The 12,864-nt window shown below is 47.2% G+C and carries 10 protein-coding genes; 3 read left to right on the top strand and 7 right to left on the bottom strand.

Translation table 11 applies throughout. From position 1 onward, the window contains the following. Positions 1-444: 444 nt before the first annotated feature. From RIB93_RS22930 to RIB93_RS22910, 5 genes are all read right to left on the bottom strand, one after another. On the bottom strand, positions 445-1,578 hold the full coding sequence (locus RIB93_RS22930; protein WP_446375977.1) for a hypothetical protein: 1,134 nt from the start codon (positions 1,576-1,578) through the stop codon (positions 445-447). After that, positions 1,578-3,464 (bottom strand): CHAT domain-containing tetratricopeptide repeat protein, encoded by a 1,887-nt coding sequence (locus RIB93_RS22925; protein ID WP_446375975.1) that lies wholly within the window; start codon positions 3,462-3,464, stop codon positions 1,578-1,580. Before RIB93_RS22925 ends, RIB93_RS22930 begins: the two co-directional genes overlap by 1 nt. After that, positions 3,430-4,548 (bottom strand): DUF1822 family protein, encoded by a 1,119-nt coding sequence (locus tag RIB93_RS22920; RefSeq protein ID WP_446375973.1) that lies wholly within the window; start codon positions 4,546-4,548, stop codon positions 3,430-3,432. The genes RIB93_RS22925 and RIB93_RS22920 overlap by 35 nt, the downstream gene beginning before the upstream one ends. A gap of 118 nt (positions 4,549-4,666) precedes the next feature. After that, complete coding sequence (locus RIB93_RS22915; protein ID WP_446375971.1) at positions 4,667-5,017, bottom strand: hypothetical protein; 351 nt, start codon at positions 5,015-5,017, stop codon at positions 4,667-4,669. A gap of 51 nt (positions 5,018-5,068) precedes the next feature. Then, a complete protein-coding gene (locus RIB93_RS22910) occupies positions 5,069-5,785 on the bottom strand; it encodes a sigma-70 family RNA polymerase sigma factor (protein ID WP_446375969.1) in 717 nt (238 codons plus the stop codon). A gap of 415 nt (positions 5,786-6,200) precedes the next feature. Here RIB93_RS22910 and RIB93_RS22905 point away from each other — a divergent pair, with 415 nt between their 5' ends. Next, complete coding sequence (locus tag RIB93_RS22905; protein ID WP_446375967.1) at positions 6,201-9,689, top strand: S8 family serine peptidase; 3,489 nt, start codon at positions 6,201-6,203, stop codon at positions 9,687-9,689. 341 nt (positions 9,690-10,030) lie between these two features. Beyond that, the gene (locus tag RIB93_RS22900; RefSeq protein ID WP_446375965.1) at positions 10,031-10,216 is read left to right on the top strand and encodes a hypothetical protein; all 186 of its coding nucleotides are present in this window, start codon (positions 10,031-10,033) and stop codon (positions 10,214-10,216) included. A gap of 303 nt (positions 10,217-10,519) precedes the next feature. On the opposite strand, the gene RIB93_RS22895 is transcribed toward RIB93_RS22900, so the two are convergent. Beyond that, positions 10,520-10,966, bottom strand: a complete 447-nt coding sequence (locus tag RIB93_RS22895) for a type II toxin-antitoxin system VapC family toxin (protein ID WP_446375963.1) — start codon at positions 10,964-10,966, stop codon at positions 10,520-10,522. Beyond that, on the bottom strand, positions 10,954-11,205 hold the full coding sequence (locus RIB93_RS22890) for an AbrB/MazE/SpoVT family DNA-binding domain-containing protein (protein ID WP_446375961.1): 252 nt from the start codon (positions 11,203-11,205) through the stop codon (positions 10,954-10,956). The genes RIB93_RS22895 and RIB93_RS22890 overlap by 13 nt, the downstream gene beginning before the upstream one ends. A 51-nt stretch (positions 11,206-11,256) precedes the next feature. On the opposite strand from RIB93_RS22890, the gene RIB93_RS22885 reads away from it, so the two are divergent. Continuing rightward, the gene (locus RIB93_RS22885; RefSeq protein ID WP_446375959.1) at positions 11,257-12,696 is read left to right on the top strand and encodes a hypothetical protein; all 1,440 of its coding nucleotides are present in this window, start codon (positions 11,257-11,259) and stop codon (positions 12,694-12,696) included. The last annotated feature ends 168 nt before the right edge of the window (positions 12,697-12,864 follow it).

The raw sequence follows: 12,864 nt of genomic DNA, 5'->3' as shown, positions 1-12,864 counted from the left end.
TAGCCCTCTCCTACAAGGAGAGGGAAGCGGAATAATATTTTTTATTTGGAGGGGCTTTGATGCTCCCCCTTCCGTGCAAAAAAAGCGAAGCATCCTTTGTCCTCCCCGTGCAAAAAAAGTGAAACATCCTCTGTCCTCCCCCCTCTTGTAGGGGGGAACGAGGGGGGTAGGGGGGAACGAGGGGGGTTGGGAAGGGGGCTGGGGGGTTAGGTTTTTCCAATTCGCCAGCAGTATCTTGTAGGGGGAAGGGGGGTTGGAAGAAGGGGTTAGGGGATGAGGGTGAAACACTTCCCCCAGTGAGAATCAATAACGCTTCTTTGACTTTGCCGATACTCGTGAATTGACTGTAAAACATAATTTCATGAATCAGAAAAAAGAACGCGACAATCCTGGGGTAGAGACGTGCCATGGCGCGTCTGGAACAATTTGAGTATGTGAAAATTATCATTCATTAATTAAGTCCCCCAACGTGGTTTCTAACTGTTTCACCCGTTCCCCATCTCCTAACCGTTGATAGACATCTAAAGCCAAATTAAACGAACGAATCGCAGCCTCGTTTTGATCTAATGCCAACTGGGTTTGTGCCAACCCCTCTAATGCGGCGGCTTGTTCTTCGAGATCATTGGCATCAACTAACGCCACGGCTTTGGTATAGTAAGTATTAGCTTGGGGAACTAGCGCCAACTCATGTAAATAGAGTTCCCCTAAACGGCGATAAATCGGGGCTGATTCCACCCCAGTAGCGACTAACTCTTCTAATAACGCGATCGCAGCCGCAATCAGTTGGTTCTCCGCATATAGCTGAACCTGTGCTAGGGCTTTGGCTGAGTCTTCCCAGTCTTGTTGGCTAATTTCGGTGGCTTTGTCGCGAACAATCTCAGCTTGAGTGTGATCAAGTACAGTAAAATGAAGTCCTCCCGGTCGAGAGGGTTCGTCTAAGGATGACGCCCCTGGGTTGGCTTGGATGATGGCTAAATATTCAACACCGGGATTCAGGGGTGATTCCCCCGAATAAACCACTTGCGTCTCACTCACCTGGGTTGTCCAATTTGCCACCACCTCACCCTGCGGCGTCACCCCCTCTACCGTGACGGTGTAACTCGTCGCCCCCGGTACCGGATTCCAGCGTAGCGTCGGTTGCGTAGTCAGTAATGCGGTGCGACGGGGACTAATCAGGTAAGGAATAGGCGCATTACTCCAAGCAATTTTATCACCGCGATCGGGACAATCCACCAAATTGCTGTTACATTTATCCTCTTCAGTTTCCCTGGCGCAGCGATTCAACTGGGTTTCCCCTGCTGATACCACCCATGGGGTTGAATCCGCACAGTACACCAACACTTGCGCCCCGTTTGTTGTCAGCAGTTGATCGCCGGGATACAGATAAGTTCCCGGACTTGGCGATAAAATACTACCATGCGATCGCTCGATTTGTACCTCACCTTTAATTTGAATAATTTGTCCGTTGGCAAGTCTCCCGGCTGTGGCTAAAGCGATATCCATTTTCCAACGTGGCGCTGTTAACCCAATCGTCGCCAGTAAACTTAGACTTATTGCCATAAACTGTTGAGATTTCATCAATTTCCCCCGGTTTCTAAACGTTGGTTTGCCCAACTAATACAGTCATGTTGTTCGGGAATGCGATGTTGTGAGTAGTGCAGTGTAGTCTCCCAAGCTGTCAGCGCCGCTTGTTCTCTCCCCTTTGCTTCTAAAACTTGAGCCAATAGACAGTGGGAATGTGGGCTATCGACTTCTAATTCAATCGCTTGGCGCAGATTTTTCTCCGCTGCAATTAAATTTCCTTCCTTTAATAATATCCAACCTAAATTTTTAAAACAAGCAGCCTTAACAGCATCATAGTCCGTCAGTTGTAAACATTGATGAATCGCCGATAACGCCTCTCTATGGTTATCATCAATAATCTGCAAACGAGCCACTTGTGCATAACCTTCGGGAAGTCCCCGTAGCGCTGCCCGTTGGTAGCCTTGAAAGGCACAATTCACATCATGCAATTCTTTATCACAGAGATAGGCTAAATTGTAGTGAGGAATGGCATAACTGGGATTAAACAAAGTAGCAATGCGGTAGTAAATTTGAGCTTGCCCAAGCTGCCCATTTTTGTGCTTGTCTACACCCAATTGATCCAGAGACTCAGCTATCCAAGCCCCGGCTAAAACATAACTGCTGATACAGCCAAATACCAGGATTGGGGTCAACTTAATTAACCCATTTAAAGCGGGACGAAATAATCGGAATCTAGGAGAAATAGCAGCATCAGAAACCCGACTTGGCACCTGCCCAGAACCCCGCAATTCCGGCAACGTTAACGGTTTCACCGCCGGATGCTGGCAAATCACAGGCAACCAACTCGCCCCCGGAAACCGAGACTCTAATCCTTTCAATCGTTCCCGCGCTTGTCGTACTGCTAAATGAAAGGGTTCTCCCCAAGCAAAGTCCCGCAAAAAATACTGTAAAAAAGCTTGAGCCACCGCATCAACAACAGGTTCCCGCATAGCAATCGTTGGCGGTAAGGGAATCCGGGCGGCGGCTAAATCTCGTACCAATCCCAACCCATCACAGGAGTTAAAAATAACCAACTGTAATCCGCGCTCAATTGCCCGACTCAGGGCTTCTTGTAACTCGTAAATGGTTAAACTATTATGCTGTGAATGTTGATTAATAAAAATCCGTCCATTTTGGGCATTCTCATCACTAACGCTATGTCCAGCAAAGACTAAAATATCCCACCCTGCTTGCCACAGTTGATCATTCAATTCCTCGCGTTCCGGTTCCACCAGCAACGTCGCCTCTACCCCCGGCAACTGTCGCAACAGACGCCAATCTTTCTTAAGATTAAGTCCGCGACTATTTCCCAGAATCACTAACAGTTTCACCGCCGCCCCCCCAGGCTTAAACCGTTGCTGAATTGGGGCGGGATAGTTAGAACTACTCAAACAAACTTCAGCATAAGGGAAATCCTGTTTCGCCAAACTCCAGAGATGCCAAGGCAGTCGCCAGACCTGATCATTATCACTTTCAACAATTATCTGAACCCGTTGACTCGGACTTAATTGAGTTCTCAATTGGGACTCAATCCCATGAAATCCCGCCGCCGCCAACCACCCATTAAAACTCGCTTCTAACCGCTGACTAATCTCCCCAAACGCCCCATCAGAAATATTAGTAATTCCAGAAGGGGCAACTTCGATGGGGGAACGTTTATTCTGGCGATAAAGTAACTGATAAAGGAGTCGCCAATTCGTGTACAATTGCGGAATTTCCGGTGCTGGAGGCAACGAACCACTCATTTGCATCCCCAGATTACCCGGTTGTCCCAACCGCGCCGTAACTGAAGGAAATCCCTGATTAAAATCCCCTTGTCCTAAATTTAAGACGACTAACTCACTCATGGCAGTAATGGGGAAAAAATCAGACAACAAAGGATTCGGTGATGCTGATTTCACCCAAAATCACTTGTAAACTAAAATGGGTTCCGGGTTCAACTTTAAAGGGTCGCAATTGAATACAAATATCTTGACCTCTCGATTCCACCTCTTGGAGAACCTCTCCCGGATCAGACTGTAAAATAAGTTTCAGGTGAGGGGACAAATACGACTCCCCCATCGCTGGATAGACTTGCACAAAGAGACTAATTCTGCCATCGGTTTCCTGAGTCAATGCCACCAGCAGGGCAATCATTTTGGTTCCCAATTGTAGCCCCAAATCCAGCAACTTTGCCCGCATCACATCGGCTTCTGGCAGTAATTGCAGTCCCCGTTCTCCCCTAGGGGTTATCGAGTCTAACTCGCCGCGAAATTGGGGTTGGAGATTAGGTTTAGCGCCAAAGAACTGTTCAATCGCCTGCCACCCCTCGTCAAAAATCTGCTCAAACCATTGACCCAAATTCAACTGAGAAACCGGGCGCTGTGGGGATGAAGGATTGGTGGTTGTTTCCAGTAGGGATGTTGCATCTTGCCAATCGGTTTCAAAGACATTTTCTAACCACTGACTCAGGCGAACTTGGGGTTGTGTCAGCGTTTCCAGATGGTCTAATAAAGCATCGACTGATTCTAGTTGATGCCAGAATAATTCACCCGTTCCCGCCGTTTTAGTAAATCCCAGAAGTGTGGCTCTTTTTGTCTGTTGATCAATGTCTACAACAATATAGCCAATGCGTTCATCCTGCACTTCTAGGGGAATCGGGCAGAGTGGCACAGTGGAGGATTGAATCGGTGTTTTCAAGTCTTTAATGATTTCTGAGAGAACCGGGCGACATTCCAATTTCCCCAATCCCGTTACCATCAAATCAGCCACATCCTCACACATCCGTACTACTGGATTCCAGCTATCACTTTGCTGCAAGTTGGTGTCAATTCCCATTAATTGCAAATAGTCATGCACCGCCTGTACTGCCAGGGTATTCAGATAAACCTGTTCAGATTTTTGTGGATTGGGAATTCCCGCCGCAAATTGTTCAGCCGTCTGAATGGCTTTGCGGGTAATTGGCATGGGTAAGATTGTTTCATTGAGCATTTGCAGGTTAGCCATAATAGGTTACACTCCGTCCCCGAAGTCGGGAACTAGAAATAAACTGAACTCTTTTAGGATGTCTAAACATTAGCGATAAATAAAGGCAAGCTTTTCACCCTCATCTCCTAACCTCTTCTTATCCCCCCTTGCCCCCTTTATCCCCCTCTTCCCTTTTTAGATCCTCCTCTTCCCTTTTTAGATCCCCCTCTTCCCTTTTTAGATCCTCCTCTTCCCTTTTTAGATCCCCCTCTTCCCTTTTTAGATCCCCCTCCCGTCCCCCTTCAAAAGGGGGAAGCCAGAGGATGCTTCGCTTTTTTTGCACGGGGAAGCCAGAGGATGCTTCGCTTTTTTTTGCACGGGGGGTAAAAGAAGGAGAACCAGCACAGAAGAACGCTTCTAGCATCACAGAAAAGAATACCCTTTCGTTCTTGCTCCCCTCTCCCCTGGTGGGAGAGGGGCTGGGGGAGAGGGGGTTGTAAGTGGACACGGATGAGTGACATAGCGCGTTTGGGAGTTGAATAAACAAACAAATGACCAATTACCAATACCCCTGAGATTCAGCAAATTGTCGCAAACGAGGGCGGCATTGTTTTTTATAAAAGCCAGCCAGAGTTGGCAGGGAACAGTTAAACTCATCGGCTAGGGTTTTCCAACTGGTTTCTGGCGGTAAGCGACGCAGAATTAACACTTGGCAGGTTATATCCGGACGTCCTTTAATATGAACGCTACTTAACTCCCCATCCGGATCAGTTTCTGCCCAATGGCGGGTTTCTTCTAGAATTGGGGGAATATCAGGTTTAGCCGCTATATTTTCGATAAAGTTAAGGGTTTCCTGTTCATCAGATTGAGGAAAAGTTCGGCTTTTCTTCTCCGCTTCCGCCTGCGATCGCAAATCTTGCAGCCGCCGCTTAAGATACCAATTCAACCAAGTTGTGACACTCCCGCGACTGGGGTCATACTGTCCGCCTCTGGGGGCTTCACAGAGATTCCGGCACAGATGTTGCCACATCATTTGCAGCGCATCTTCATAGTAAGGCGTGTATTTCCGCCACAGCTTACCGGATTTGTGAATCAGCCGAATAAGCTGATTTAACCCTTTTCGTCGCTGGTTGCTATTGGGAGGATGCTTGCAGGTTTCCTGAACAAGCTGACTCATTTGTTCCTCGATAGTCTGATGATGACTCGACTCTAAATCCCCAGGTTGGTTGTCGGGTAAGCGGTTATCAGACGTTGACGGGTTGAACTCTTCAGTCATAACGCGCCTCATGATTCGATGCAAACCTGTCCCTACTCTTAGTTATCCCTTAGAATTGAAAATTTTTTGTCGAATCCTCAAATTTTCTGGGGGTTAGTGTGAAGTTTTGTAAAAAAAACTGCCTATAGACAAAAAAGAGAGACCCAGTAAATGACAGGTAAACAGAAAGATTTCACCGCCAAGGAAACGTAGAGACTCCTGCGGTGGAACCTCTGGCAGATGGGGGAGGGCTGTAGAGACGTGATGCCAGAAGCGTCTGGAAAGAACCATCACCCTCTGATACCTTTTGATACCTTTTGATACCATCTGCCAGAAATAAGGCGATTGAACTTGATACCTTGCGGGGGGTTCTGAAGCCAAAAACTCCGTTCTAATGAACTTAATTCTCTATCGTAATTTTAAGGAAACGAATTCTATGAACCGTTTAGATATAGCGACAAGCAAACCGACAGCCACTCAACCGTCTCCAGCATCCAGCACCAAGGCGCGATCGCACAATAGTGTTTTCCGATGGCTGACGAGTTTTTGGAATGGTTTATTCGGGTCGAAATCACCACCCCATCACCAATCCCTGGTTGACAAGTCTCCAATATTGCTACAAGCCTTTATCCTCGAACCCATGTATACCCCCAGTGGTTTAGTGGATGGTATTGATGAGACACCCGACTTAGCAACAATGGATATTGATACCCCCGAACTCCCAGAATTGGGTGAGGATTGGGATATCTCAGACGGGGAAAGTCAAACCTCTAGCAATGCGGATGGGGATGTCGATGTAACCCCAGAAGATGCTGATAGTAGTGCTGAAATGACGCCAGAAACGCCACTGTTAACGGATCAACTGGAAGACATTCCCTTTATCAATCCCACCTTTGAGTCTGGCACATTCACCGTCTGTGAAACTGGGGAAGTAAGCATTGATTTCCTCTTTGATGGCGGGGGTTATGAAGGCGAACTGGCTATCTTTAGCTTAGATGGCATGGATGAATTTGAACCCGGTTCAGAAGAATTTATCCAGGAAGCCGCCTCTCGTGCGTTGAGTGATTCGGAGTTAGGTCATGTGGTGATATCTGACCAAACTGAGGGGGCGAAATTCGTTGGTGAATTAGGAGAAAGTGACCGAAATTCTGGGGAGTATTTGGGAGTTCAGACAGTCCAAATGCGTCCAGGGGATGAGTTTGGCTTTATGCTGGTTCCCAATAATACAGTGCAACGGGTGTTTGATCATCCCGATGTGGGAGGGGCGGCGCGTCCCCTATTTTCCATGGCGACAGCGAATCCAGAAGATGCCTTCCATACTGGACAAATTGCCGATGTCACCGGGGATGGAAGTACCTTTGTGATGGAAGATTTGCGGGTGGATACGAAGTCAGATGGGGATTATAACGATGTTATTTTCCAAGTGCGCGGGGCGACGGGTGAAGCGGCTTTAATGGATGAGGTGATTGAGTCTGGAAAGGATTGGCGGGAGACGGATTTGGGTCAAGCGTTGATTGATTATACCGAACCTTATATTACTCCAGATACGCCTGATGATGGTGAACTATTAACGGATGAATTAGTCGGAGAATCTCCAACCGATGACATCCCAGTCGATGAGAGTGAAATAGTCACCGAACCGACAACTGATGAATCAACGGATGTTGTTATCGATGAACCTGTTAACAATAGTGAAATCGTTACCGAACCCACAACTGATGAATCAACGAATGTTGCTACCGATGAACCTGTTAACACCAGTGAAATTATCGCCGAACCCACAACAGATCCTGAACTCGCTGAACCTGTCCAGAATGAGTTTCCCCAGGAAAATCAGCCGTTAGTCGGCATTATTGATACAGGTTTCAGTGATAATAACCCTGATATTGACTATAGCCGAATCAGTTTAGGGCAAGACCGGATTGATGGCGATGATAACCCTCTGATGGAAGCTGGTGAGGGGAATGAACATGGCACTCATGTATTAGGAATCATTGGGGCGACTCAAGATAATGATATTGGCATTGAAGGGATTAATGATGATGCGCCAATTTGGGTTGGGCGTGCTGTGGGTTCTGGCAAATGGGCAGAATCATTAGTTGAATTTGTCGATGCGGCTCAAGAATCGGGTCAACCCAATGCTGTGGTTAATCTGAGTATGGATTTAACTCAAATTGATGCGGATGGAAACGTTACCACTCGTTATGAATTTACGCCTCAAGAACGATCCGCGATCGAGTATGCGCGTCAAAATAATGTCATGCTAGTGGTGGCGGCGGGAAATGATGGTGGCGTGATGTCCGCATTGGGACAAGCCTCTCAAGAGTTTGACAATATTATTACTGTTGGTGCAGCCGAACAGTTTGACCCTGAAACGTCGGTTTGGAAAGGATTTGATCGGAGTGACTATTCCAGCTACGGTAATGGTTTAGACATTATGGCTAACGGGGGGACAATTGACAATCCCACCCTATCGTTGACGGATGAAGGTGTGGGAACAATGGCGGGAACCTCGGTAGCGACTGCCAATGTGACGGGAGCCGCATCGCAAATTTGGGCGGCGAATCCTGAACTGAGTTATCGTCAAGTGATTGATATTCTCAAGGATACAGCAACGGATTTAGGCACACCCAACTGGAACTCAGAAACGGGTACAGGGTTGTTGAACATGGCGGCGGCTGTCAATCTGGCGAAGGCAACGCAGCCAGAAACGCATTATGCTCCCTCCAGTCTCATTCCTGAAAGTTGGAGTGGGGAAGGAAAAGTTACACCAGGGGAACGGGCAGTATCGACTCCCTTTATGGGTAAATACTATGACTGGGTTCCTTATACCATTCAATCCGGTGATACGCTCTCGGAAATTGCTCTCCGGACAATGGGGAATGGTTCTGCCACTTACTACAATTTTATTGCTCAACATAATGGGATTGCTAACCCCAATCAGATCTATACAGGTGATACTATTCAGATTCCCCAGGAAGTTTCTGCACCTGCTCCACCACCTAGCGAGAACCCTGGAGATAATAATACTCCCACTTCCTTTACAGGTCGAATCATTGCCACTATCGGTGCCAATGTTCGCTCTGGCCCGAGTACGGGTAATTCTCTGGTGGGAACCCGAAACTATGGTGATATAGTTACCTTTGATCAAGTCGCGACGGGTGAGTTTATTTCCTTTCCTAGCTTAGGAACGGCAACAGACAAATGGTACAAAATACAGGGAAGCAATGAGTGGATTTCAGCGGCGATTGTTAATGGTAGCCCCGACAATTCGTTCAATGAACCTCCCGCCCGTCCTGGTGAACAGCAACAGTATATTATTAAGTCTGGAGATACCCTCTGGGGGATTGCCCAGCGATACTTAAACGATGGTAGCCGCTGGCGGGAAATTACCAAAGCCGATGGTAGTACGTTTACTGAGGCGGAAGCGACGCGACTCCAAGTTGGGATGTCCGTCTATTTACCTGTTGGTTATACAACGGGTCCAGGAACACCTGTTGAACCTCCTCCTAACCCCGAACCCCAACCTACATCTTGGCAACATCCTCTTCCCGGTTATCCGGTAACCAGTGAATTTGGTGAGCGCAATGAACCCTGGGATGCAGATAATTGGCACAATGGGATTGATTTAGGTACTTATGGAACTACTCCACCTGTTAAAGCAGCCAAGGGCGGTACAGTTGTCATTGCTCGTGGTGGTTGGAATGATGGTTACGGTAACTACATCAAAATCGATCACGGTAATGGTCTAGAGACGCGCTATGCACACTTATCCAGTATCAATGTTAGTCCTGGACAGACAGTAAATGCAGGTACTCACATTGGTAATGTAGGTAATACAGGTAACTCTTACGGGAATCACCTCCATTTTGAAATCCGTGTCAACGGTTCAGCACAAAACCCCAGGAAATATATTAATTTTTAATGGGTTTGACTACTACTAAGGTTTTTCCGATGTACTAACTGGCGAAAAACAAGCGATCGCACTTTCTCTATCCCCAGAATGCGATCGCCCTTTCCCTCCCGGTTTGCACTAATTCCTGATCAAAAGAACGATCGCCTAAAACACACCTCCATTTTGAGTCAGGGCGGGTTTTGTTGAAACGTGATCACAAACATTAAAATTAAGCGGCTAAACCCGCCCCTACAAATACCTAGACTCCCACGCGATCGCCCTTTCCCTCCCGGTTTGCGCCAATCCCTGATCAAAAGAGCGATCGCCTAAAACACACCTCCATTTTGAGTCAGGGCGGGTTTTGTTGAAACGTGATCACAAACATCAAAATTAAACGCCTAAACCCGCCCCTACAAATACCTGGATTCCCACGCGATCGCACTTTCTCTATTCCCAGAATGCGATCGCCCTCTCCCTCCCGGTTTGCACTAATTCCTGATCAAAAGAGCGATCGCCTAAAATACACCTCCATTTTGAGCCAGGGCGGGTTTTGTTGAAACGTTATCACACATATCAAAATTAAGCGTCTAAACCCGCCCCTACAACTACCTAGGCTCCCACGCGATCGCCCTTTCCCTCCCGGTTTGCACTAATTCCTGATCAAAAGAACGATCGCCTAAAACACACCTCCATTTTGAGCCAGGGCGGGTTTTGTTGAAACGTTATCACACAAATCAAAATCAAGCAGCTAAACCCGCCCCTACAAATACCTGGACTCCCACGCGATCGCATTCCCTCTATCCCCAGCGTGCGATCGCCCTTCCCCTGAATACGCACCAATTTCTGATGATCTCAATCCATCAATCTTCAATATCTCGAAGCATCCAAATCTCTAAACCCGCGTTGGGAGAACGAAGTGTAGCATCATTGGTTAGAAAAACTCTGCATCCAGCTTCCACAGCCGTCGCCAAATGTAGAGCATCAATCAAGCCCAAATTGCTATTCCCTCGTAACCGGGCGGCTGCAATCACCACCGCCTGAGTCACCGGGCAAAACCTCAGATTAGGAAAATGGGGTAAATCCTGAGCATATTCTTCAGCAATCTCAGGATATCCATCTCGCAAGGGTTTAACCATTAATTCAGCCAGCACCAAATCAGAGGCAACCCCCTGGCACTTCCCTTGCTCAATCATCTCCAAAACTTTCCGAGCTAGTTCGCCAAACTCTGGATTTCCTTCTAAAGCATAAATGAAAATCACACTGTCGAGAGCGATCAAAACCCCATCCAGGTCATCTAATCGCGCCATGACTCCCGTTCCCCACGAATATAGGCAACAGCATCCACCCCCCGCCAGAGATTTTGATGCTTGGCAAACAGGCGAGATGTGTAACTGGGAACGGGCATCATCACCACAGCACCATCCACGACTTTGATTTCTAAGGCATCCCCCGGCTTCAGCTTTAATGCTTCTCGAACCGTCACCGGAATCTCAATTTCATAGTTGCTACTCACTTGAGCCACAGTCATCGCGTCAACCTGAATCATTTGATTTCAATCATATAGCAATTTTTATCGTTTATCCGGAACCAACAAACTATGGATAACAACTGGATTTGTCCCGATATCAGAACCTACTGGAAACTCAGCCAACAACGAGACTCCAACCAATTCATCCTCCACACCCCAGATAACCACCATCACCATCAATTCTCCCCCACTGAAGCCCAAGCCCTGCGCTATTTCACTGGACACTATACCGTCAACCAAATCCAACAGAAACTCAGCGAAACCCTCCCCTCCAATTTCGTCACACAACTCCTGCAAAAATTAATCACCCTCAACATTCTCGCCCTAGACCCCTCCCACCTAAACCAACCCAACCCTACCCCATCCTTACACCAAAATCCCAATTCACCCCATCTCAAATCCAGCCTGCAATGGATTCAACACACCGACAACTATTGGATACTTCGTAACCCCGAAGATAGAACCTTTCTCCAACTCAACAATCAAACCAAAACCGTCATTAACGCCCTCGAACACCTCCCCCCCAATGCTATCTGCCAAACCTATAACATTCCCCCCAACCAACTGCGAATCCTCCTCCAACAACTCGCCGCCACCGCCATGCTAGAAGGAACCAAACCCCCGAAACCCCGCCGAGGTAAATTCACACCCCTACAACTCTTATATTTCCGCATTCCCCTGTTTAATCCTGATCCTTGGTTAAGCCGTCATGTTGAGAACCTGTCCTGGATTTGGACAAAGCATTTTGCTCTCACATTAGGTCTATTTTTAACGGTTTCCTTAATCATTGGACTGCACCAACACCAGGAAATTTTAGCGATTGGACAAAAACTAATCACCACACAAGGTAGCAACTTACTTCTCCCTTTTATCCTCCTCGCCTTACTGGTTGTTTCCCTCCATGAACTCGGTCATGCCTTCACCCTAAAACATTATGCCAATCAAGTCCCTCACCTGAATCTGCAAGTCTCAGAAATGGGAGTATTTTTCATGTTCCTGATGCCTGCGGCGTATACAAATACCAGTGATGCCTATTGTCTAGTCAAACAATATCAACGAGTTCTGGTTGTCGCGGCTGGGGTTCTCTGTCAACTGATTATTGCCGCGATCGCGCTTTGGTTATGGAATGGTTCTGTATCCGGGAGTTGGCTATTTACCACCAGTTATCTATTAATGGGGGCGGCATTATTCACTGTTGCTCTGAATCTCAATCCTTTGGCTAAATTTGACGGCTATTATCTCGCTGTTGCCTTAACTGTAATTAATAACTTACGCAGTCGTTCTTTTAAATTTTACGGCAATCTACTGCGACGAAAACCGATTCAAGAACGTCCCCGCGACGCCTGGATTCTGGCAGCTTATGCCCCGTTTAGTTTTCTCTATCTGCAATTCGTTTTCGGATTTATTCTCTATCGAGTAGTAGGCTGGAGTTTTGCCAATATTCCGACTCTGGCGATGAGTTTTTTGGTTCTCTGGGCGATTTATTTCTATTTTCCCCGTGATCAATAATTGGTATTTATGCGGCGTTGATTCTCATCCTTGTAGTGCGAGCATCTTGCTCGCTACATTGAGCATCTTGCTCGCTACATTGAGCATCTTGCTCGCTACATTGAGCATCTTGCTCGCTACATTGAGCATCTTGCTCGCTACATTGAGCATCTTGCTCGCTACATTGAG

The organism is Coleofasciculus sp. D1-CHI-01 (genome assembly GCF_040218875.1).
GTDB lineage: Bacteria > Cyanobacteriota > Cyanobacteriia > Cyanobacteriales > Coleofasciculaceae > Coleofasciculus.
The sequence above is the reverse complement of the archived record's forward strand: the minus strand, read 5'-3'. Positions and strand labels throughout refer to the sequence as shown.

What these genes read in the sequence shown, in the direction of transcription:
- RIB93_RS22905 (WP_446375967.1), top strand. Translation starts at nt 6,201, where the DNA reads ATGAACCGTTTAGATATAGCGACAAGCAAACCGACAGCCACTCAACCG.
- RIB93_RS22895 (WP_446375963.1), bottom strand. Translation starts at nt 10,966, where the DNA reads ATGGCGCGATTAGATGACCTGGATGGGGTTTTGATCGCTCTCGACAGT.
- RIB93_RS22910 (WP_446375969.1), bottom strand. Translation starts at nt 5,785, where the DNA reads ATGACTGAAGAGTTCAACCCGTCAACGTCTGATAACCGCTTACCCGAC.
- RIB93_RS22885 (WP_446375959.1), top strand. Translation starts at nt 11,257, where the DNA reads ATGGATAACAACTGGATTTGTCCCGATATCAGAACCTACTGGAAACTC.
- RIB93_RS22920 (WP_446375973.1), bottom strand. Translation starts at nt 4,548, where the DNA reads ATGGCTAACCTGCAAATGCTCAATGAAACAATCTTACCCATGCCAATT.
- RIB93_RS22890 (WP_446375961.1), bottom strand. Translation starts at nt 11,205, where the DNA reads ATGATTCAGGTTGACGCGATGACTGTGGCTCAAGTGAGTAGCAACTAT.
- RIB93_RS22930 (WP_446375977.1), bottom strand. Translation starts at nt 1,578, where the DNA reads ATGAAATCTCAACAGTTTATGGCAATAAGTCTAAGTTTACTGGCGACG.